Source organism: Lactiplantibacillus garii (genome assembly GCF_003885105.1).
Classification (GTDB): Bacteria; Bacillota; Bacilli; order Lactobacillales; family Lactobacillaceae; genus Lactiplantibacillus; species Lactiplantibacillus garii.
Window position 1 is genome coordinate 1 of record NZ_QWZQ01000021.1, and the last position, 20,763, is coordinate 20,763.

Consider the following 20,763-nt stretch of genomic DNA (forward strand, 5'->3'; position numbering starts at 1 on the left):
TAATTTCGTGGAGTATCGGGTGCGACCGGTACTCTTTTTTATTTTCCATTATATCAAAAGCCAGTCCGGAAAAATCCGAAGATTTTTCCAGACTGGCTTTGTTTTTAGAGACTTATGTCACAGCCTCGTTTGGCTAAGTTACGTTCATCTTAACGGGGTGAAAAACGTGTCCAATCAAGTTACAACTTTTTCGGTGGTCGGTTGGGATCGTACATTCGCTGCTTGATATCATCCATTTCCTGGTCAAGCTCCGTAATTAGTTGCGCCTTTTTCGTTAACGACCGCTGCAACGCGGCCTGGTCGGGAACGTTCTTTTTATAATTTAATTCGTGCTCCAAGGACGCCCAAAAATTCATCGCAATCGTTCGAATCTGTAACTCAACTTCGATAATGTTGGGTCCGTCGACCGTGTAAACCGGGACACCCAGTATTAAGTGCAAACTTTGATAGCCGTTGGGCTTCGGGTGGTGAATGTAGTCTTTGACCTTTAACACCTTAATATCCGCCTGAGTCGCCAACAAGTCTTCGACCGTTTTAACGTCACTTAAGAAGCGCACGATCAAGCGAATCCCGGCAACGTCGTGTAGGTTAGTGAAAACGGCGTTCAGCGTTAGCGGGAGGTGTTTACGTTTAAGCTTTCCAACGATACTTTCCGGGGATTTGATCCGGGACTGTTTGCTATCAATTAAAGCGTAACCGTAACGTAATTCGTACTCCCGACTAATGTAATCTAACTTATCTAAAACTAGTTTCATCGCCACTTCGTATCGTAGCGAGTAGGCCTTTAGCTGGTCAACCGCCTGAAGAAGTTCCGGTGGGGCCGGCAAAAACTGATCCCCCGCCGCGGTTGCTTGAGAATTTGCTGTGCTCACTAAATTTCGCTCCAATTATAGACTCTTCAACTCTCTCATGCTTACTGATTACTGAATCGTAACCATCCATTCACGGACAATTTGATCATAATCAATCTGGTACTCTTCGTCACCGGCCAGGTAGGCTAACCGACCCGCTACGTCTTTGAATTCACTTGGAATTAAACCGTGACCTTCGAGGACGTTTAAGTGTCCAACCACCATGCGGTCGGTTAAAAAGTGCTCAAAGCGCTGCCAAAACCGCTCAAAGGTGGCGAAGTCGTGCACGTCAAAGATTTCGTTTCGCAAAACCTCTGCATCAAATTCTAAGCGTACGTTTGAACTTTTTGGCGTCAATAAGCTTCCCTCCATGAATCTGATAATAATTTAATCATAATCATAATTAAAGCGTTCCGCAACCGTTCCGGACGGTCCTCATGATAATCTTAGGGTTTAATTAATCTTCCGCTTCGGGTTAAGAAGATTCATCGGATCAAAAAGGGCTTTGATCTGGTGCTGTAACTGATCAACATCTTCCCCGAGTTCGGCGTTATTCCACTGGTTTTTCAGCATCCCAACGGCGTGTTCACCCGAGATCGTCCCACCTAGTTCCAACGTCTTTTTAAACATCTCCTGGAGCGCAACGATGATCTTTTCCGGGACCGCTTTTTCCGTCTTAGGCCAAACCAGCGTTGGGTGGACGTTTCCGTCACCCGCGTGGCCGGCGGTGTAAATGTCAACGTCGAGGCGTTTCGCCAAGTCCTGAATATAATCCATCAACGGTGCCAACTGTGACAGCGGTACCGCCATGTCCTCCATAATATGGTTCTGTCCCGCAAAGACGGCCGGCAACATATCCCGCCGTAACTGTTCCAGCTGGGCCTGTTCGTCCGGTTCGGTGGTAATCTTGACGTTACCGGCATGCTGTTCGGCCAGTAACCGCTTAACCACGTTCATGCTGGCCTCGCCACCGTTATCGAGCTTAAAGATCAACATTGCCGCACTGTCCTTGGCGTAGTGGGTCTTTTCGTAACGGTCCAAAGCGGCCACGGTATTACCGTCCAGTGCCTCCAGCATCGTTGGGTAAACGCCGGAGATGCGAATTGCGGTAACGGCCTTCGCCAGCGCGGTCATGTTATCAAAGAAGGCCACTCCCATGACCGGGGTCCCCAAAGGAATTGGCAATAGTTTAACCGTCACTTCGGTAATGATACCGAGCGTACCTTCCGAACCGACCATTAACTGTGTCAAGTCATAACCAAAGGCCTGCTTTAACGTCCGCCCACCAAGTTTCAATTCACGCCCATCGGCTAGGACGACCTTAACGCCCAACACGTTATCCTTAGTGGCGCCGTACTTAACCGTGCTCATCCCACCGGCGTTCGTGGCGACGTTGCCACCAATACCAGAGATTGGTTTTGAACCCGGGTCCGGGGCGTAAAACATCCCCTGCTTGCGGGCTTCCTTATCCAAGTCACCGTTAATAACGCCCGGTTCGACGACGGCAATGGAATCGGCCTTACTGATTTCCAAAATGTGGTTCATCTTAGCTGTGGAAAGAATCAGGCCGTCGGTAATCCCATCGGCACCAATTACGGTACTCGTTGTTTGAGCCTGGGGAACGACCGGAATGTGGTATTTACGCGCAACCCTTAACGTTCCCTGAATATCTCGAGTTGAATGGGCTTCTACGTACGCTAACGCCAAGCCGCTATCGTCGTCCGTTAGCTTAGGACTAAACGAATACTTTTGTAACGTTGCGTGATCCGTAAAGACTTCACCGTCTAACACTTGGGCTTTTAAATCATTTAAAACCGTTTCATTACTAAACGCTTTAAAGACTGTCATTATCAAAACCTCGCTTATTTAAATTAAGTATACGGTCAGTATAAAACAAGAATCTAAATCCAACACAAATGCTGTCCGTCCGTTGTATTCAACCTATTTGATTAGTTACCAATCTAAGTTCTTTTAGTGGTATCTATTTTTTGAATTGAGTACACTCAAAATAAGTATTTTCCGGTCGTATACTTACCGGAGTATGCTGGTTATTGAGGTTTTAAAAATTTTGGGGAAGTTTCACTAAGAGAGAGGTTTTTAACATGCGACACATGGGAAAGTCTAAACTCCGTCCAATTTTAATTGCGGGCGGATTGATTGTTTTGATGGTAGCCATTGCGGCGGGACTCATTATTCGGCAGGCTCAGGCCCGCTACCAGTCCGCCGTTTACACTGGCAATAGCCAAAAGGTGGATACCACCAAGCCACTGAGTATCCTACTACTGGGGGTCGATACCGGTGCTGACGGTCGAATCGATAAGGGGAATTCAGATACGATCATGATCGTCACGATTAATCCCCAAACTAAAAAAACGGTTATCACCAGTATTCCGCGGGACTCCTTGGCGGAAATGATTGGTGACAAAAAGACCAACGTTCAAAAGTTAAACGCCGCTTATAACATTGGCGGGTCCAAGATGGCCAAGGCCAGCGTGGGACAATTGCTTAACATCCCCATCAACTACTACGCCACCATTAACATGGGCGGACTTAAGCAGATCGTCGACGCGGTCGGTGGTGTCACCATTACCAGTCCTATCGATAGTAACTTTGACGGTGTTAGCATCTCTAAAGGGACCCACCACCTAAACGGTAAGGAAGCCCTTAGTTATTCCCGGATGCGTTACCAAGATCCCCGTGGGGACTATGGTCGCCAACTCCGGCAACAACAGGTCATGCGAGCCGTCCTCGTCAAGCTGACTAAAACCGGCACCTACAGTCGTTATAACCAATTATTATCGTCCCTTAAGGGTAATCTCAAAACCGACTTAAGTTTTGACGACTTAGTTGGATTAGCAACCCACGACCGGGCTAATTTGAAAAACATTCAGTCGACCCAAATCGTGGGCCAACCAGCGTGGATCAACACGAGTTCCTATCAGATTTTAAGCACCAGTACCCTGCAAAGCGCTTCTGACCGTTTACGGAAAGAGTTGGGTCTGCAACCAACCAAGATCAGTAACATGGAAACAAAACTCAACGCTAAGAACACCGCTTACGACGGTAAGACTAACCTGAACTACGATACTGACGGGTTGGATACCATCACCTATACGGATAGCACTAATTAACGTAAAAGAAGCTGTGACAAAAGTCACAGCTTCTTTTTTATCTCCGAACAATTATTGTCGAAACGTGCGCCAAAAGTCAGCGGGCTCCGCTTAACCACGCATGGCAAACAAGCCAAGCCCAGGATTATTCACCATACGCCGTTAATGCTCACCAGCTAACCGACTTTTGGCACACTCTATTTTAGTTTGTCAGTGGACCCAGGTTTTTAACTGGGTCAATAGCCCACCGGTATCATCGTTAAATTCATATTTCTTACTGCCCCAAGCCGCACTTGCCTGGTCGTGGCTAATTCGTAAGTCACTAACTTTAAAGGCTAATTCTAACGGCTTAAACGCCTGAATTGAGCGAATCCAAATTCGGTCTGCCCGCCGCTGAGCCTCCACAAAAAAGTACCGTTCATTGGTGGTTTTTAAATCAATTTGTTTTAAAATTCCCGTTTCCATCTCAACCGCTCCCTCACTTATTCTACGCACTTACTATAAATGATGGAACGCGTTTCAGGTCAAGTGACAGCGTTTACTATTTTAATTGCAAGTTTTTTTATTACATTTTGGTAACAGCGTGCTAAAACGCTAGTCAAATTAGTCAAACGGTTGTACTATGTCTATAGGAAAATTCATTTAAACACAACGTTATTTGAATGACCAAAAATCCAAGATGAAGGAGTTTTCCCGTGATGATCAATTCTGATTCAGTTCATACACAAGAATACTGCTACTTTATTGAGCTCACCGGCGACCAACAAACCGAATTACTAGCCGCACTCACTCCCACCGAAAAGGCCCTGGGTGACTGGGAACGGGTCTACTCTGCTAAGCTGCCGACGTGGCGTTTATGGACGAATGCAAACGCTGACACGGTTCGTTTTACCGTGACCCATTTAATTGCTCGTTACGGCTTACCCCAAAACGATTATTGGTTAATTCAATATCAGGGGGCTAACCACGGCCACCCGCGAATGTTACACCCCCAATTCCACACCCACTAATGCTTCCAACACGTTGCACACTTACAAGTGCTAAACGTGTTTTTTTATTGCACGCAAAAACGAACCCGCGGACTAACTCCACGAGTTCGTTTAGCAAACCCAGCTTAAGCTTTAGCAGCTTCAGCAGCAGCTTCTTTGGCTGCAAAGGTCTTTTCTTCCTTAACCTTATCACGATCTAAGGCCTTGAAGAAGAAGTAGTAAATGGCACCATCGATAACGATATTAACAACTTGCAATACCGCACCGGAAATGTGACCAGTTGCTAAGAAACCGGAAATAATTGGCGGCGTGGTCCAAGGAACCATGACACCCATGGTCCGGGCTACTAACCCCGTCGACATTGCGAAGTAAGTCGTCGTAACGTTGACTAATGGCGCAGCGATAAATGGAATGGCCATCCGGTAGTTCATAACGATTGGTAAACCAAAGACAATTGGTTCGTTGATGTTGAAAATTGCAGGACCAACGATCAATTTACCTAACGTCTTAAATTCGGCACTCCGTGAAACAAAGGCAATCATGAAGGCCAACCCTAAGGTCGCACCAGAACCACCCATGTGAACAAAGTTATCGAAGAATTGTTGCGTAACGACATTTGGTAAAGCCTTGCCGGCCTTCAAAGCGTCCGCGTTTTGTTGCATGGCAGCCAACCAGATTGGTTGCATAACCCCAGAAACAACGTTGGCACCGTGAATCCCGAAAATCCAAAGTAAACATACGACGAATTCGGCAACCAAGGCCCCTGGTAAGGTGTTACTCAACATCCCTAATGGGCGGGCCAAAACGAAGGAAATCACGTTTGGAATACTTTGCATTGGTGTTGCTTCAACGATCATCCGAAGAATCCACATCAAGAACAAAATAACAAAACCGGGAACTAAGGCCGCAAATGAGTTGCTGACAGCTGGTGGAACACTGTCGGGCATCTTAATCGTCCAATTGCGGTGAACCATAAACACGTAGAAGTCGGTAATAAATAAACCAATTAAAAGGGCTGTGAACAAACCGGCTGAATCAAGTTGTGTTAATGGAACCCAGAGTGCGCCTGCTTTATCCGTGTTTAACGGAATCGTTAACATCCACGCACTTAGAGAAACGATGGAAGCTGAAATTGGATCAACTTTATAACTCTTTGCCAGGTTATAAGAGATCCCGATAACGGCAATCAAACCCATGATATGGAATGAAGCGTTAGTTGGATACTGAACAATTGTTTGCCAGTTCTTACCAAAGGTACTTAACATAAAGTTTTGGTAACCTTGGATTGGGAACTGGGCAATGATCATGAAGACTGACCCAATGATAATCATTGGTACGGCTAGTGTCATCCCATCACGTAACGCGATTAAGTGACGAGAACCAGCAATCTTACCAAAGAACGGAATGAGTCGGTCATTGACGAAGCTAGACTTATTGTTTTCGCTCATGTCGTGACCCCCTAGAATAATTTAAAAACTGAAACCACACCCGTTAACAAGTTTGTCCCGGATATCGCGGAACGGACCCGCAAACTAACCTACTCCCGATAATGGCCAATTATCGTTGATTACGTTGCGTAACTTGTTTCAAAATACTAACTTTTTTATTAGTCAGCATCGTTGAATGCGCTTCCTACAAAATTAATTATACCCGTCACACCACAAATGTATACCCTTTCAAAACAAAGAGTGTACCGTTTCAAATAAAAGAACATGTTCCATTTAAGGAACATGTTCCGATTTCCTATAAAAAATTGGTCTACGCTAGCGGTTGAACCGTCATTGCAAGCTGTTCCAAATAATAAACGACCGGCATTTGCGAGATAATACTACTCCCACTAATCGCCCGAACTTCCGGGGTATCGTATGTCAGGACCGTATCGGCGATCCCGGCTAACGTCGAATGGCTGCTGGCGGTAATGGCAATCAGTTTCGCCCCGTTTTGTTGATAATAAACGCCCTGCTGGATAACGTCGTCGGTTTCACCCGATACCGATAACATCAACAGCACGGTTCCCGATAAGTCGTGGGGCCGGACGGGGCGCGGTTGAAAAACGTTACTCAGCATCATGCTATAAATTCCGAAGTCCGCTAGTAAATGAGTGCCGTAACTGGCCAACCCAGCGCTGGTCCCGGATCCCACTAACACCACCATGTTCGCGTCACGAATGAGCTTGGTTGCTTGCTTGATCTTAGTTGTCACGTCGGGTAAGTTCATCCGGTCAAAAAAGACCCGCATCGGCACAATTGTTTGGGAGAGCGGCTGTTCGGCATCTTTACGCAACTGTTCCTTGAGCATGAACTTAAATTCCGCGTAACCGTCATAGCCCATCCGTTTCAAAAAGCGCAGAATGGTGGTCGCCGAAACGTGACTATGGTCAGCCAGTTGCCGAATCGTCATCGTACTGACTTCGACCGGATGTCCCATAATATATTTATAAATTTCAATTTCCAGCCGGTTAAGCTGTTGAACTTGATCATATGAAAACATCGGCTCACCTCAAATTTTAATAATATTGGTCTATCAGAATATTGATAGTCACAACTGCAAGTTATGGGAATAAATTCCGCTTATCGGTCACCCCAACGACCATCAATCTGTGGTTTGATCTCTAAATCACTCATTTTTAAGTCGCAAGTTGCTACGGCCGCGGTGAGCTTTTCGGTAAATTCGGCCGTTTTATACGGAGAATCAATTGACCACGTTTTAAAATTAGGCGTGCGGTTTAGACGCCCTAACGCCGCAATCGCGGGCACTTCCTTCGGATCAACCGCGGGCGCGGTCTTCTTAACGTTAACGTTATATCCGTAGTGACCACTGTGATATAGTGCGTGCATGGCATCACCAAAAAGTCCCATTGGAATCACTTACCTTCCGTTATTTAATTAATACAAGTTTATCATAAGTGCCATAACGCTTTCGGCCGGAAGCTAAAATCGCCAAAAATAAATCAAAATATCGGTCTTCCATCATAATTATTCGCTATAATTGAACACAAATTGGGTCGTCAGGAGGATATTTTAATGAAAAATACGATTTTAATCGTTGAAGACGAACTGAGTTTGTCAGGATACCTTACAAAAGAATTACAATTTGAGGACTTTAACGTCCTAGTTGCGAACGACGGACTAGCCGCAATGGAAACGTATCAAGCTCACCAAAACGAATTATTACTTATATTATTAGACTGGATGTTGCCAAAACTAGACGGGATGGAAGTACTCCGGCGCATTCGTAAGCACGACCAAGTCCCCGTGATCATCATGACCGCGCGCGACTACGTTGGTGATAAAGTGGCCGGACTTGATAACGGCGCCGACGACTACATTACTAAGCCGTTCGAAATTGAGGAACTTCTGGCGCGGATTCGGGTCGTTCAACGCCGCGCTGAAAACCAAGTGGAGCCTAACCAGATCTACCAATTAGACGACGTTATCTTGGATACTAAGGCTCACCGCGTCACCAACGCCGGTGCGGAAGTCCAACTGACACACCGTGAATACGACTTACTTCAATTCTTCTTAGCCCATCCCGACGAAGTCTTTACCCGTGACGACCTGCTCGACCAGGTCTGGGGTGCGGACTTTCTTGGTCAACAAAACGTCGTCGACGTTTACGTTGGCTACCTGCGCAGTAAAATCGAAACGCCTAACGCCCAGCCACTGATCAAAACGGTACGGGGCGTTGGCTATAAACTAAGGGAGCCGATGACCAATGACAACTAATCAACCGACCCCGACTTACGAACAACTGATCAACCGGGCCATTCGCCGGTTAATGCTGACAATCACCCTCATGGTCAGTATCGTTACCCTGCTGATCGTTGGGGCTCAGCAAACCTTAAATACGACCCGAGAAGCCCACGACTTGATGTCCAGCTTGAATCAGGCCAACATTAAAGACGTACCGAGCTTTATTCACTGGAACAACACAACGACGCGTAATACTAAGCAACCGGCGTTTATCCGGGTCACCACTAAAAAAGCAACCTTGACCACCGCAACCAAAACTAAACAAACTATTTTAACGACGCCCTCTTCTAAAGCTTTTTTCACTAAACGTCAAACGAAGATTTGCGGCCCGTTAGTTTACGTCCGGGGGTTCGGCTTCTTCTTTTCCTATACGCAAAAAAGCGGACAAAATACTTACCAACTCTGGGTCAGTTTGCGCCGCTTGATCAATAGTTTACTGATTTTGATCTGTTTAATGGTCCTCGTCACTCTGTGGGCGGTCACCGTTGGGACTTGGTGGGCCCACCGCTTAGCCACCCGGTTAAGCGCACCGACGATTGCACTGCTTCACGAGACGCAGTATACGTCCAACAATCCCGACCGTGACCAACCGACCCTAAAGGTCCCGGACAGTCCGCGCGAAATCAACGACCTCGGTCAAGCCTTTAACGTCCTATTAGTTGCCCAAAATGAACGTTTGCAACACGAGCGCCAGTTTATTTCGGACGCCTCCCACGAGTTACGGACGCCCATCGCTGCTATCCGTGGTAACCTCAGTCTGATCCGGCGGCGGGGGGACGCCCACCCGGAGGTCATCCCGGAGTCTCTGAAATTTATTGATGAAGAATCGCTGCGGATGCAACACTTAATTGAAAATTTACTCCACCTTTCCCGGGCGGACCGGGCCAAACTGGAATTGACGGACCAAGACCTTTCGTTTTTACTTCTACAGTTAAGCGAGCACTACCAGCCGTCCATCGACCAGCCCTTAAAACTCGCCATTGACCCGAATATCCACGTGGCCGGCAACGCCGAAATGCTTCAACAAATCGTGGTCGCGTTACTCGACAACGCCCACAAGTATTCGCCGCATGACCAGCCAATCACCCTCAGTCTCAGTCAAACGGAGACCCAGGTTAACTTAGCGGTTGCCGACCTGGGCGAAGGTATCCCGGACGACCAAAAACAAGCCGTGTTCCAACGCTTTTACCGGGTCGATCAATCCCGTTCACAAGAAATCGAAGGTAGCGGGTTGGGGCTCGCCATCGTCCAACAGTTAGTGGCCCTGAACAACGCCAAAATCACGATTACTAACAACCAACCGCGGGGAAGCATCTTCACCGTTAGTTGGGACAAGGCTTAATTTTTAACTCAACTCCCATTGCAAAACACCAGCAGCCCTCCCAATGCGGGGCGTTGCTGGCGTTTTGCAACAGTAAATTATGAAATTATCCCAGTTAGTTTTACCTAAAATGGATGACAGCTAGGATCGCCGCTTTGAAGGCGCTGATGAGCTCACATTTAGTTATCATACTCGCCTCCCGTTCGGCGCTAACTGAGCTGGAGCGTGGTGGGCACGAGTTGAAGCCCACCGAAACCCACGCCGGTCTCCAACCTCGGCCTTTGACATAAAGGTCGAAAAAACCGACCGTAAGTCAAATTTCACCACTGAGCTCATCAGCGCTGTCACTCCCGGCTTAAATTGGTCGTTGGCGCCATGTCTGCCATACAATTTTGGCGTCTTAATGGCATCTCTACATTTAGTAATTGTTTCTGGAATTTCTGTCATGGAAATACCGTAATTAGCACTTTTTGTTAGTAGATGATCATCATTCAATTAATACCAAATCTTTGGTCACTTTTCACGGCGCCAACGACTAGTTTAGCCGGGAAGGAGTGTCGTGATGGGCTCAGCAGTGAAATTTCTCTTGGTCGGGGTCCCTTCCCGGCCTAGTGAAAGACCAAGCTTGGAGACAAGCGGGCTATGCTTGGCTTCAAGTTGTGTCCACTGCGTTCCAGCCCAATCACGGCCGACTGGACGGCGGAAACCACTCACTAAACTGAAATATTTCTGCACGTCCCCACTTACGGTTGGGAATAGATCCTAACCTGGATCAGCTTAGAAAGAATTCATTTAAAATAGAGATTTCACCCGGATTGCCAATCCACACCACAACTAATAAACAAACTTCAACAACAACTCTAAGCACCAAGAACGCGATTACATCAGCGTTCTTGGTGCTTTTTATGAATTCTAAGGCCGAATCTAAGAATTTCTTAGATAAAGTTTATTGAAACGCGGTAGTTGGTTAGGCGGATTCTCGGTAGACTATAGTCATTCAATTAAACAAATCAAGCCATTCAGGCAAGGAGATCATCCATATGTTATTAGATACCGATCCAAAGATTAAAAATATCAGCGCCGCTCAAATCGTGAAGGTGATGTACCCGTTGGTAATTGCTAAAACCGAAGACGGTGAATACGTTAAGGTTAAGCTTAGCGATGACCAGATGCAGGACCCGTTGTTCTGGGATACGTTAAGAAACATTAATAAATCTAAGTTATGGGTGCCGCTTGGCAAACACTTCCACCAGTTACTTTCCAACGACTGGCTCGTCCCAACCGTTTAACAGTTAAAAAATATAACCAAACTAAAAGGAGTTTGATGATGATGAAAAAATTATTTACGAAATTAACGATTACTTTAATGGCCGCCGGAACCTTGTACGCAACGACCGCAACGGCCTCCGCAAATACCACCACAGCACCTGAACAAACGTCCAGTACCTTAGTTAACCGGGTCGATCGGGAAACCAACCTAGCCATGGCGACCGCCACCACTAAACCGGCACACGATTTAACCCCCCGGGCCACTAAATTAGCGACTAAGTCCATTCAAAGTCAGATGCTCGATACCATTGATACCAGTAGTCAAAGCCTAGATAAAATGAAGTATACGAAATAACCGTCCCCCTATGAAAGGAGTTGTCCGCCGATGAGCCAGCTAACTAAAGCCATTACCCGCCAACTACAACGTCAATACCAACAACCGGTTTTAAAAGATGCTAGTGGCAGCTGGTACACCGGTGCCGACGTCCTAGAAGACTTAGCACTCTGTGAAACCAGCCTGCAACAGCAAAACGTCCACGCCGGACAAGCCATCCTGATTAGTCCTACGCAAGTCGCAACCATTCCGGGACTACTACTTGCGAGCTGGCAACTCGGCCTCACGGTGACCCTGACACCGCCCAGTAATCAGCTCCCCGAGTTAGCGCCCCAGGTTTACGCAGCGATGGTCTACTCGCCCCACCAGACGGAACGCCTTGCGACCCAACTCGACCCCCACGAAATTAGCATGCTGACCCTGATTTTAAACACCGCACCGCGATTCACGTACCTCGTACACGACAACGCCGCGCCACTGACCCGGGCCAGCCGTCCCGACTTGATTCTCCCAGCCAGTCGGATTCAGTTGACCCAAAAGGAACTACTCACCATTGCGGAACACCACGGCCCCCAGGATCAGTTGGCCGACCTGTATGATTTTAAACACGGCCTGCTCCCCTGCGTGACCGACTTGCTAACTGCCACCCCGTTTACCCTGCTCCCAACGAAAAACGCGTGCTTACCAAGCTAACCTGGTAAGCACGCGTTTTTGATGGCTATTTAACAATATTGAGTGTTTGTAAAATCAACCAAACGTTTAATACGATCAGAACCGCGGTAATAACCCAGGCGGTCCACTTGACCCACTGCCGGTTTTTGAAGTTCCCCATTAGTTGCGGGTCACTCGTAAACTTAACCAGTGGAATCATGGCAAACGGTAGAGCGATACTTAGGAACACTTGCGACAAGGTCAGCAGACTTTCAATCTTGGCTTCGTTGCCGTGGTAGTAAATTGCAAAGGCCAGTACCGGCGCTACGGAAATTAACCGGGTCAACAACCGTTGGGCCCAAAGCGGCATCCGTAACCGGATAAAACCTTCCATAATAATTTGCCCCGAAAGCGTCCCGGTGATCGTGGAACTTTGACCAGACGAGAGTAACGCAACGGCAAACAACATACTCAGTACCGGACTAGCAATGGCGCCCACGATTTTACTATCGCCCAGCGCGTTGTACAAATCAACAAACCGTCCCAGGTCACCCTTAGTCCCGAAGAACAGGGCAGCCCCTAGAATCAAGAGCAAACTGTTTACTACGAATGCTACCGACAATTGAATGTTGGAATCAATGGTCGTAAACTTCACGGCCTTAGCAACTTCTTTTTCGTTGCTCCGGTCAACCTGCCGAGTTTGTGAGATCGACGAACCTAAGTACAAGTTATGCGGCATCACGGTCGCCCCAACGATCCCTAACGCTAAGTACAGCATTGAGGAATTGGTGACAATTTCCGTGGTTGGAACGTAGCCCTTCAACATTTGGGGGACGTTTGGTTGGGAGATGATCACTTCGTATAAGAAAACGAAGAGGATCACGGCCACCAACGTCGCCACAATGGCTTCAATTTTACGGAAACCTAATTTCATTAACAGTAACAGGAGTAGTACGTCGGCGGTCGTAATTAGGATCCCGACAATCAGCGGAAATCCAAATAACAGTTTTAACGCGATCCCGGAACCAATAATCTCGGCCATGTCGGTCGCAATAATGGCAAGTTCTGTAATGATCCAAAGGAAGATGCCCATCGCTTTGGAAGTGCGTTCCCGCGTTAACTGTGCTAAGTCTTTCCCAGTAACAATTCCAAGGCGCGCCGCCATTGCTTGCAGTAACATCGCAATCAAACTCGAAAGTAAGATTACGGAAAGCAGCGCGTATTTATACTGTGAACCCCCGGCAATCGACGTGATCCAGTTCCCCGGATCCATGTAACCGACTGCCACCAGAGCGCCCGGTCCGGTGTAGGCAATCAAAGTTCGCCAGAAGCTGGCGTTCTTTGGGACCCGGACACTCCCATTCACTTCGTCCAAGCTCTTACTATCGGCACCCGTTGAATGAATCGCCTTTTCCGATTCGGTGGCGTTCATTGACGAGCGGTCCTTCGTTTTTGCTGATTTCATTATGAAACCCTCTCTTCTATTGGTTTAGAATTCAGGTTGTGGACTACTGTGTGATCCTCAACAGTGCGGCTCAAATTGAGCACTCACTTTAATTCCAATTGGTAGTATATCATCATCAATAAAATAGTCAAATGTTTTCAATTATTTGTTTGGCATTCCTAAATTGACTTAAAAGCTGGTCTCATCAACGTGTAAGGGGATTCGGCGGGGGTTCAACCCGTTAACTAAAAAATCACTGAGATACCGGGTCGCCTGTTGACTAGTGAGGCGGTCAACTTGGGGATAGAGTACCTTTTCAACCACGTATCCGCCCAGCGTTGAGAAAACTAGTTGCAAGATCATCCGGTTCGGCCAGTCAACTAGCTCTCCCGCCGCCTTCAACCGGTCCATTGCCTGGTTAGCCTGCGCTAGGATCGTTGGTGAAACCATCCCTAGTACCGCCGCGCGATCGGCCGCGTTGTTAAAAAATTGGGATAAAATCACCGCAAGTGACGCTTGGTTACGGGCGACAAAATCTACCCGGTCCTGAACGAGGGCCACGACGAAGCTTTCCAACGTATCACTGTCCTTATCCAGTACGGCCTGATCCAGGGTGTTCAACATGGTGGGTAAGATGTTCTTAACGATTGGTTGCATAATGGCGTCTAAAATCCCGTTTTTATTCACGAAATTATGGAAGAGGGTCCCCTCAGCCACCCCCGCCCGCTCAGCAATTTCCCGCGTGCCGACTTCCTCGTACCCCTTTTCCGAAAATAAGTCCAGCGCCGCGGCTAAAATTTGCCGTTGCGTCCGCGTTATTCGACCATCCTTCCCCAATGAGGCCGCATAATAGGCCTGGATGGTTTCAATTTCACTCATGATGTTGCTCCTTTTTGCAGTAACTGCTCAATTTTGGTAACCTCATCATATCTGATTCGGTTGACCGAAACAACCATTTAGAACAAAAGTTACACGTTAGTTGGTCTAGAGAACAATGATTGCTTTTAAAATCCCGATAGTTTATAATCTCGGTAATTAATAAAGTTACAGGAAGTGATAAAGATGCGGGTTTCTACTCGTTTCAGTGATGCCATCCATTTACTGGCATACCTCAAAATATACGCTGACACCCGGTTAACCTCCGACGCCATCGCCAATAGTATTGAAACCAGTCCGGTCGTTGTTCGGCGCCTCATGAGCAAGCTCCGACACGCCGGTTTGATCACTACCACGCCCGGCACCGCTCAACCCGCGTTAGCTAAGCCCCTTAGTGCTATTTCCCTGCTAAGCGTTTTTTACGCCGTCGAGGGGGATAAACCGTTATTCGCGGTCGACCCAAAGACCAACCCCGCCTGCATTGTCGGCGGTAACATTCAAACCGTTTTGAAGCAATACTATCAGGACGCCCAAACTGCGGCGGAAGCCCGGTTAGCCCGAACGAGTTTGCAAGACATCGTCGATAACATCCTCGTTGAACAAGCCAAGAAGGATGCCCAGTCACATTAAATCGCTATCAAGGGGCGGGCTGAAAAAAACTGATATCACAGTGCGCACTTAAAGAACCGGGAACAAAACGGTTAAAATTCAGTTTCACTTTTCTAGTCTGTGGTGTCGAAACGTGTGCCCAAAGCCAGTTTGTTCCGCTTAACAAACAGAGGTTGTGACAAAAGTCACAACCTCTGTTTTATCTCCGAATAATTATTTTCGAAACGGGTTTCAAAAATCAGCGGCTTTTGGCCCACTCTTTTTCACGTGACCGTTCATTTTTATTGGGGCTGTTCATCCTGACCGTAATATTTTGGTTGGGACACGTTAGCCGGGTGGTGGGTCAACCAGTCGACGATGGCCGCCCCTAAATCCGCGGTCATCGGTCCCGCCGCCGCAATTTGTGCCTTGGTAATCTGGTTAACATGGATACCGGCCGTAATCGTACAACTGCCCGTTAAATGGGGCTTTAAGATGGTCGCTAACCGTTCCGAAATAAAGTTGTCCTTATGAAAACGACCGTCGTGACTCGGAAACTTAACCGTTTGCGCGGCGGTATCTGCCGTCACCGTAGTTACGTCACCAATGTGCGGGTTGGTGCCCCCCGTCACGACGACTAGTAAGTCAAAACCAATTCGTTGAACGGTCGCGGTCATTTGATAACCGGCCCGTTCCGTTTTAAAAGTTGGCACGCTTAGTCCCCCTCCCAACGCCGATCAGTCTCGTTTTGAATGTGAAACGCGTCTAGAATCTTCATCGTCTGGTGATTGACCAAATCCTGAATAGTTTTGGGATGGTTATAAAAAGCCGGGACTGGTGGCACGATCTGGGCACCAAGTTTCGCTAGCTTAGTCAAGTTCTCCAAATGAATCACACTTAACGGTGTTTCACGTGGAACAATCACGAGTTTGCGCTGTTCCTTGATGGTCACGTCGGCCGCCCGGGAGATCAGGTTATCACCAAAGCCGTACGCGATTCCCGCCACCGTCTTCATACTAGCGGGCACAATCACCATCCCATCATTTAAAAAGGAGCCACTGGCAATCGTAGCACCCTGGTCGTTAACGTTATACGTGTAATCCGCTAAGGCCGTGAGTTCTTTTAGATGATAATCCGTTTCCAACTCCAAATTTTTCTTAGCCCACGTACTCATCACTAAGTGGACTTCCACGTCGGTTCTTTGATGCAGTTTTTCCAATAAATCAACGGCGTAGATCGTTCCCGACGCCCCGGTAATGCCAATAATGATTCGTTTCATATTTAATTCCTCATTTTTTCAAAAAAATATTCAGTGCTGCTTCGCTTAACCCTACCCCTTTATCTTACGGCTCCCCGTCAGTCCGAACAAATCGAGTTTGGACTGGTTAATATTCTAATATTGACTAATAAAAAATTGGCAACAATGTAAAAGGGTCACCGGAATAATTCCAGTAACCCTTGATCATCCCAAATTTAGTTTTAGCGCATCAATTGCCGGAGACGCGTCCGTGTTAACGTAAACGACTGGCCGTACATTTTCCAAGTAAGCGGTAATTGTAAGTGGTCCTTACCGGCGACCACGAATTGCCACTGTGCATACAGCCGGGACAAATCGTGGTGCGCCGTTTCCTGACGCATTACCTTTGCCCGCACGGTTAAAAAAGTTCGCAGATACGTTTTGCTCGTTCCACCCCGTGCCGGGGTCTGGGCCCGCCGCCGGGCCGCTTGTCGAATCCCGCCAAAACTAGTCGCGTCGTGACCAGGGCCGTGCACAACCATGGCGTCGTAGTAAATATATTGTCCCAGTGGGCCCAAACCATCCGTTTGCGCCGCGTGAACGGCGGGACGCAGGTACATTTGATCAACCACGTCATCTTGAGCACGCACTAAACGCTGGTCCTTAGCCGCTTGGTGCCAATCACGCACAAAGGCGTTGCCCAACCCCCGGTGACTGGCCGTCCCGTTAACTTTGCGCAGTGCCGGTATATATTTTACTAACCGGTTACGGGGAACTAATTGGCGGTAACGTTTAACCACTTTTAGCAGGTCACCGGTTCCCGAAGTAAAACCAATAATTCCCGCGGTATAACCCCGACCATCGTGAATATCCTCCACGTAACGGTACTGGTGACGGTATTCCAGCGAAGAATTCTCAGCACTGGAAACTAGTGCAAAGGTCGTTGCCCGCAGTTTCCCAGTTCTAATCGTTTGGTGCTGATAATACCACCAGTAACCACCGCCGAGGCCTAAAATAATTTCTAGACCAACTAACCAACCCCACCATTTTCGCATTGTCCGACCCCACCCTATCAAGATTCACCACTTAGTTTACGCTTTTTTATCAATTAGGGGGCCGACAAATCGGCGGCACTGTCGCTAATTTGCGTTACGGGGTTAACGTGATTAAGCGGCGCGCCTGGTCAATTGTGACGTTGGCTGTTGAACCACCGGTCACGGTTAGTTGAGTGGGGGTTACCGTCACGGCATAGACTTGATTACGGTAACGCAGCTTAAACGTACAGCGGGTCCAAGTTTGTGGTAAAACCGGGTGCAGCGTTGCGTGCTCGTCATCGACCGTTAAGCCCATGAGGCCCCACGCAAACGTGATCCAACTACCACCCATGGCGGCTAAATGCAGGCCGTCCGCCGTGTTACCCTGCAAATTTTGCAAATCGGTATTGACCGTGTGTTTAAAGAATTTGATCGCTCCGGCCGCTTCTCCCAACCGGGCGGCGGCAATGGCGTAGATTGCGGGCGATAACGACGAATCGTGCGTCGTGATGGGCTCGTAGTAATCATAGTTGGTCTGCACTTGAGCCTGCGTAAACTGTTCGGGTAGCAAAACCATCGCTAGTAACAAGTCGGCCTGCTTTAACACTTGCAGCCGGTATAAAACTAACGGGTGGTAGTGCATCAGCAACGGGAAGTGGTCCCGCGGAATCTGCTTTAAGTCGATGCGCCGCTTTGACAAAAAGCTATCGTCCTGGGCAATCAGGTTTCCGTGAATCTCAAAGTACATTTGGTCGGCCGCGGCACGGAAGTCCTCCCACTCACTCGGTGTGACCCCGAAACGTTGTAAGTCGCTTAATTCAAAGTGTTGCGTTAAGTAGCGCAGCTCAAATTGTACTAAGAAATTCGTGTAGGCGTTGTTATCCACTAGGGCGGTGTACTCGTCGGGGCCGGTCACGGTATTTAAAACGAAGCCCTTGTGCGGGTCAAAATTCCCGTACCCCAAGTAAAACCGACTAGTTGCTAACAACAGCTCCGCCCCGTATTTCTGCATGAAGTCGTCATCGTGGGTGATCTGGTAATACCGAATCACGAGGTAGGCGACGTCGGCATCAATGTGGATGGCCGCCGTGCTGGCTGGGAAGTACGCCGACGACTCCTCCCCGTTAATGGTCCGCCACGGGAACAGGGCACCCGTTAAACCTAAGGATTTAGCGTATGCTTCGGCGTGGGCTAATTGCTTATAACGAACCATCAGTAACCGCCGCGCCAGCTCCGGGTGATTCCAGTAGAAGAACGGTGCTTCGTAAATTTCGGTATCCCAGAAGTAGTGACCACCGTAGCCGCTCCCCGTCAGGCCCTTAGCGGCAATGCCTTGCTGGCCACCGTGAATTCCGAGGGCCTGTAGGAGTCCGAACTGGGAAAACCGAATGCCGCGTTGCGACTCGTCATCTCCGGTGATCTCAATGTCACTGGTTTGCCAGAAATCTGTTAGGGCCGCCGTTTGGGCCGCTGCAATCTCCGCAAACGGCCGGGTCAATTCACTGGTGATTGTAGTATCGAGGACCACCTTCCCCAGCATGTGCCAAACCGTTTTAGTCATGGCTACCGGCTGACGCGTCAGGTCAAAGGTACTCATCCAGTTACCGTCCTTTAACCACCGGCCGGGTTGATCGTAATGGGTAATGGTACTTAACTTCTGCCGACTATGTGAAGCCGTGAAGGTCGTTCCGCGCATCGTAACCGAAAACGGGGTGATCTTCTGGTGTGCTAAGATGTCGGTCGTGTCGTAACCCGCCAACCGGGGATCAAACGTCTTCGGTTGGACCATCCCCCGGACGTGTAATCCCGAGACGATTCGTAACTTTCCGCCGTCAAAATTAAGCGCCCGTACCTGAATGCGCTGGGTCAGCAGCGCCGCCGTTTTTAAACTCGTTATCCGGGTCAAAACAATTTCAATTTGGTGGCCGGTGCTGCGCTCTTCCCAGGTCAACGTGTGTTGAAACTGTCCCGTTTGCATGGATAACTGGTAGTGTTCCGCTAAAATTTTACCCTGATTTAAATCAACGGGGACGTCGTCTAACCATAATTCAAACCGTGTGGGGGCTGGGAGGGGAATCATCATCTGGTTACGTTGCGGGAAACCGAACTGGGCTTCACCGTAATGAATTTGTTCGTAATCGTAAAAACCGTTCACGTATACAACGGTGTCCGTCAGGGGTCCCGCTTGCAAGCCGGGAATTTCTGCTAAATCTTTAATTCCAATTAAACCGTTGCTAACCGTTAACTGCGAGGCCAGTTCCCTAGTCGGCTGGTCCGCTTCAATTGTCCATAAACTCATCAACAAACCTCCTAAAACACTTCCTAATACTAGCAAAAACATTCGCTTTCGCCGTCCATTATAACGCCCAACCGAAGGTGAACTGGTCGCAACGCCACTTCTTAGTAAAAAGCCGAACAAAAATGAGTCTTTAACGTGTTGTTTACCATGATTTGACCTATACTTAAGGCGGTGTACCAGTTAGGAGGGGATACCCATGGCCAAACGTCGGATTACTCACGATCCACATCAATTTGTCAACGCCGCAGACGATCGGCGACGCTTACAGCTCGCCGTTCAAACGGCTTTACCGACTAACGTCCACGTTTTAGCCCGTAACTTCGCACGTTCCAGTGCCAGCTCCTACTGGTTGCTCATGCTAGATCAGCCGCACGGTTGCACCCCTAATTTTTTAACCCTGCGCATTGCTGATCATAAACTATGGCTGACCAATCATGATCAACTAACCGTGACTTGGGAGGCCGGCAACTTTGCCGCCGTCCAACAAACGTTGCGCAACCGGTTAACCGCCAAAACGCTCCAACGTTATAGTTACCACCTCAGTTCGACCGACATTATCACCCTGCGTTTGATTTTACACTTAGAACAACACCAATTGATCTGGCTCGTCCAGCTTTCACCGGTGATTGCCAAAGCCTATAAGAATCAACGTTTGGACCTTCACGATGATTTTCCCAGCGCCAAACTATTACTCGGCAACATGAATAATAGCAGCCTGCAACTGGTGCCAGTTACGCAACCAGGTTTTCAGGACCGGCTGGGTCGGTACTTCGGTCGTAACCTGCTTTTTTCACAATTTACCAGTCACCAACTGTTGCGTTTGTTACCAACCAACCAATGGATTCGACCGCTGCTTAAAGAATTGCCGCCCACCCCGCACTTGGAACAGCAGCTTGCGGCCACCTACGGCACTAACTTTGTCCGCATCTACGTCGAAGCCATCCGGCAACAGGCCCAGTTAGCGGCACTGTCCTCATAACAAATAGTGGTACCCGGAGATAAATTCCA

At 48.3% G+C, this 20,763-nt stretch carries 22 protein-coding genes; 9 read left to right on the top strand and 13 right to left on the bottom strand.

Annotated elements, in window-relative coordinates:
* Window positions 1–179: 179 nt before the first annotated feature.
* The 3 genes from D1831_RS07445 to D1831_RS07455 all read right to left on the bottom strand — a co-directional run bounded on the left by D1831_RS07445 (window position 180) and on the right by D1831_RS07455 (window position 2,699).
* Window positions 180–872, bottom strand: a complete 693-nt coding sequence (locus tag D1831_RS07445; protein WP_125072305.1) for a GTP pyrophosphokinase — start codon at window positions 870–872, stop codon at window positions 180–182.
* Between the two features lie 48 nt (window positions 873–920).
* On the bottom strand, window positions 921–1,208 hold the full coding sequence (locus D1831_RS07450) for a hypothetical protein (RefSeq protein WP_125072306.1): 288 nt from the start codon (window positions 1,206–1,208) through the stop codon (window positions 921–923).
* A gap of 96 nt (window positions 1,209–1,304) precedes the next feature.
* Window positions 1,305–2,699: an FAD-binding oxidoreductase gene (locus D1831_RS07455; RefSeq protein ID WP_125072307.1), complete on the bottom strand. Its 1,395-nt coding sequence runs from the start codon at window positions 2,697–2,699 to the stop codon at window positions 1,305–1,307.
* 254 nt (window positions 2,700–2,953) lie between these two features.
* Between D1831_RS07455 and D1831_RS07460 the strand changes: the two genes are divergently transcribed.
* Window positions 2,954–3,982 (top strand): LCP family protein, encoded by a 1,029-nt coding sequence (locus tag D1831_RS07460; protein ID WP_125072308.1) that lies wholly within the window; start codon window positions 2,954–2,956, stop codon window positions 3,980–3,982.
* 189 nt (window positions 3,983–4,171) lie between these two features.
* Here the strand turns inward: D1831_RS07460 and D1831_RS07465 are convergent, their stop codons facing one another.
* Window positions 4,172–4,426, bottom strand: a complete 255-nt coding sequence (locus D1831_RS07465) for a hypothetical protein (RefSeq protein WP_125072309.1) — start codon at window positions 4,424–4,426, stop codon at window positions 4,172–4,174.
* 233 nt (window positions 4,427–4,659) lie between these two features.
* Between D1831_RS07465 and D1831_RS07470 the strand changes: the two genes are divergently transcribed.
* The gene (locus D1831_RS07470) at window positions 4,660–4,971 is read left to right on the top strand and encodes a hypothetical protein (RefSeq protein WP_125072310.1); all 312 of its coding nucleotides are present in this window, start codon (window positions 4,660–4,662) and stop codon (window positions 4,969–4,971) included.
* 104 nt (window positions 4,972–5,075) lie between these two features.
* Here D1831_RS07470 and celB read toward each other — a convergent pair whose 3' ends face one another.
* From celB to D1831_RS07485, 3 genes are all read right to left on the bottom strand, one after another.
* On the bottom strand, window positions 5,076–6,398 hold the full coding sequence (celB, locus tag D1831_RS07475) for a PTS cellobiose transporter subunit IIC (protein ID WP_125072311.1): 1,323 nt from the start codon (window positions 6,396–6,398) through the stop codon (window positions 5,076–5,078).
* Window positions 6,399–6,708: 310 nt separating this feature from the next.
* On the bottom strand, window positions 6,709–7,440 hold the full coding sequence (locus tag D1831_RS07480; protein ID WP_125072312.1) for a MurR/RpiR family transcriptional regulator: 732 nt from the start codon (window positions 7,438–7,440) through the stop codon (window positions 6,709–6,711).
* An 80-nt stretch (window positions 7,441–7,520) separates the two neighbouring features.
* A complete protein-coding gene (locus tag D1831_RS07485) occupies window positions 7,521–7,808 on the bottom strand; it encodes a hypothetical protein (protein WP_179950305.1) in 288 nt (95 codons plus the stop codon).
* 165 nt (window positions 7,809–7,973) lie between these two features.
* Between D1831_RS07485 and D1831_RS07490 the strand changes: the two genes are divergently transcribed.
* From D1831_RS07490 to D1831_RS07510, 5 genes are all read left to right on the top strand, one after another.
* The gene (locus D1831_RS07490) at window positions 7,974–8,675 is read left to right on the top strand and encodes a response regulator transcription factor (protein WP_125072314.1); all 702 of its coding nucleotides are present in this window, start codon (window positions 7,974–7,976) and stop codon (window positions 8,673–8,675) included.
* Window positions 8,665–10,044 carry a sensor histidine kinase gene (locus tag D1831_RS07495; RefSeq protein WP_125072315.1) on the top strand — a complete coding sequence of 460 codons (1,380 nt, stop codon included), beginning with the start codon at window positions 8,665–8,667 and terminating at the stop codon, window positions 10,042–10,044. Before D1831_RS07490 ends, D1831_RS07495 begins: the two co-directional genes overlap by 11 nt.
* Before the next feature lie 1,019 nt (window positions 10,045–11,063).
* Window positions 11,064–11,312, top strand: a complete 249-nt coding sequence (locus D1831_RS07500; protein ID WP_125072316.1) for a hypothetical protein — start codon at window positions 11,064–11,066, stop codon at window positions 11,310–11,312.
* A gap of 41 nt (window positions 11,313–11,353) precedes the next feature.
* On the top strand, window positions 11,354–11,647 hold the full coding sequence (locus tag D1831_RS07505) for a hypothetical protein (protein ID WP_125072317.1): 294 nt from the start codon (window positions 11,354–11,356) through the stop codon (window positions 11,645–11,647).
* A 30-nt stretch (window positions 11,648–11,677) separates the two neighbouring features.
* The gene (locus D1831_RS07510) at window positions 11,678–12,319 is read left to right on the top strand and encodes a hypothetical protein (RefSeq protein ID WP_125072318.1); all 642 of its coding nucleotides are present in this window, start codon (window positions 11,678–11,680) and stop codon (window positions 12,317–12,319) included.
* 25 nt (window positions 12,320–12,344) lie between these two features.
* Here D1831_RS07510 and D1831_RS07515 read toward each other — a convergent pair whose 3' ends face one another.
* Window positions 12,345–13,709, bottom strand: coding sequence for an Nramp family divalent metal transporter (locus D1831_RS07515; RefSeq protein ID WP_179950306.1), 1,365 nt, complete (start codon window positions 13,707–13,709; stop codon window positions 12,345–12,347).
* 201 nt (window positions 13,710–13,910) lie between these two features.
* A complete protein-coding gene (locus tag D1831_RS07520) occupies window positions 13,911–14,600 on the bottom strand; it encodes a TetR/AcrR family transcriptional regulator (protein WP_125072320.1) in 690 nt (229 codons plus the stop codon).
* 183 nt (window positions 14,601–14,783) lie between these two features.
* On the opposite strand from D1831_RS07520, the gene D1831_RS07525 reads away from it, so the two are divergent.
* Window positions 14,784–15,227: an Rrf2 family transcriptional regulator gene (locus D1831_RS07525; protein ID WP_125072321.1), complete on the top strand. Its 444-nt coding sequence runs from the start codon at window positions 14,784–14,786 to the stop codon at window positions 15,225–15,227.
* A gap of 260 nt (window positions 15,228–15,487) precedes the next feature.
* Here D1831_RS07525 and lpdD read toward each other — a convergent pair whose 3' ends face one another.
* From lpdD to D1831_RS07545, 4 genes are all read right to left on the bottom strand, one after another.
* On the bottom strand, window positions 15,488–15,898 hold the full coding sequence (lpdD, locus tag D1831_RS07530) for a prenylated flavin chaperone LpdD (RefSeq protein ID WP_125072322.1): 411 nt from the start codon (window positions 15,896–15,898) through the stop codon (window positions 15,488–15,490).
* A 2-nt stretch (window positions 15,899–15,900) separates the two neighbouring features.
* Complete coding sequence (locus D1831_RS07535; protein WP_125072323.1) at window positions 15,901–16,464, bottom strand: UbiX family flavin prenyltransferase; 564 nt, start codon at window positions 16,462–16,464, stop codon at window positions 15,901–15,903.
* Between the two features lie 200 nt (window positions 16,465–16,664).
* Window positions 16,665–17,477: a chitosanase gene (locus D1831_RS07540; RefSeq protein WP_125072324.1), complete on the bottom strand. Its 813-nt coding sequence runs from the start codon at window positions 17,475–17,477 to the stop codon at window positions 16,665–16,667.
* Window positions 17,478–17,571: 94 nt separating this feature from the next.
* On the bottom strand, window positions 17,572–19,755 hold the full coding sequence (locus tag D1831_RS07545) for a glycoside hydrolase family 65 protein (protein WP_158610647.1): 2,184 nt from the start codon (window positions 19,753–19,755) through the stop codon (window positions 17,572–17,574).
* Between the two features lie 196 nt (window positions 19,756–19,951).
* Between D1831_RS07545 and D1831_RS07550 the strand changes: the two genes are divergently transcribed.
* The gene (locus D1831_RS07550; RefSeq protein ID WP_125072326.1) at window positions 19,952–20,734 is read left to right on the top strand and encodes a hypothetical protein; all 783 of its coding nucleotides are present in this window, start codon (window positions 19,952–19,954) and stop codon (window positions 20,732–20,734) included.
* The last annotated feature ends 29 nt before the right edge of the window (window positions 20,735–20,763 follow it).

Coding starts and splice junctions, on each gene's coding strand:
- D1831_RS07455 (WP_125072307.1), bottom strand. CDS start 2,699: ATGACAGTCTTTAAAGCGTTTAGTAATGAAACGGTTTTAAATGATTTA.
- D1831_RS07460 (WP_125072308.1), top strand. CDS start 2,954: ATGCGACACATGGGAAAGTCTAAACTCCGTCCAATTTTAATTGCGGGC.
- D1831_RS07465 (WP_125072309.1), bottom strand. CDS start 4,426: ATGGAAACGGGAATTTTAAAACAAATTGATTTAAAAACCACCAATGAA.
- D1831_RS07470 (WP_125072310.1), top strand. CDS start 4,660: ATGATCAATTCTGATTCAGTTCATACACAAGAATACTGCTACTTTATT.
- celB (WP_125072311.1), bottom strand. CDS start 6,398: ATGAGCGAAAACAATAAGTCTAGCTTCGTCAATGACCGACTCATTCCG.
- D1831_RS07480 (WP_125072312.1), bottom strand. CDS start 7,440: ATGTTTTCATATGATCAAGTTCAACAGCTTAACCGGCTGGAAATTGAA.
- D1831_RS07485 (WP_179950305.1), bottom strand. CDS start 7,808: ATGGGACTTTTTGGTGATGCCATGCACGCACTATATCACAGTGGTCAC.
- D1831_RS07490 (WP_125072314.1), top strand. CDS start 7,974: ATGAAAAATACGATTTTAATCGTTGAAGACGAACTGAGTTTGTCAGGA.
- D1831_RS07495 (WP_125072315.1), top strand. CDS start 8,665: ATGACAACTAATCAACCGACCCCGACTTACGAACAACTGATCAACCGG.
- D1831_RS07500 (WP_125072316.1), top strand. CDS start 11,064: ATGTTATTAGATACCGATCCAAAGATTAAAAATATCAGCGCCGCTCAA.
- D1831_RS07505 (WP_125072317.1), top strand. CDS start 11,354: ATGAAAAAATTATTTACGAAATTAACGATTACTTTAATGGCCGCCGGA.
- D1831_RS07510 (WP_125072318.1), top strand. CDS start 11,678: ATGAGCCAGCTAACTAAAGCCATTACCCGCCAACTACAACGTCAATAC.
- D1831_RS07515 (WP_179950306.1), bottom strand. CDS start 13,709: ATGAACGCCACCGAATCGGAAAAGGCGATTCATTCAACGGGTGCCGAT.
- D1831_RS07520 (WP_125072320.1), bottom strand. CDS start 14,600: ATGAGTGAAATTGAAACCATCCAGGCCTATTATGCGGCCTCATTGGGG.
- D1831_RS07525 (WP_125072321.1), top strand. CDS start 14,784: ATGCGGGTTTCTACTCGTTTCAGTGATGCCATCCATTTACTGGCATAC.
- D1831_RS07535 (WP_125072323.1), bottom strand. CDS start 16,464: ATGAAACGAATCATTATTGGCATTACCGGGGCGTCGGGAACGATCTAC.
- D1831_RS07540 (WP_125072324.1), bottom strand. CDS start 17,477: ATGCGAAAATGGTGGGGTTGGTTAGTTGGTCTAGAAATTATTTTAGGC.
- D1831_RS07545 (WP_158610647.1), bottom strand. CDS start 19,755: ATGAGTTTATGGACAATTGAAGCGGACCAGCCGACTAGGGAACTGGCC.
- D1831_RS07550 (WP_125072326.1), top strand. CDS start 19,952: ATGGCCAAACGTCGGATTACTCACGATCCACATCAATTTGTCAACGCC.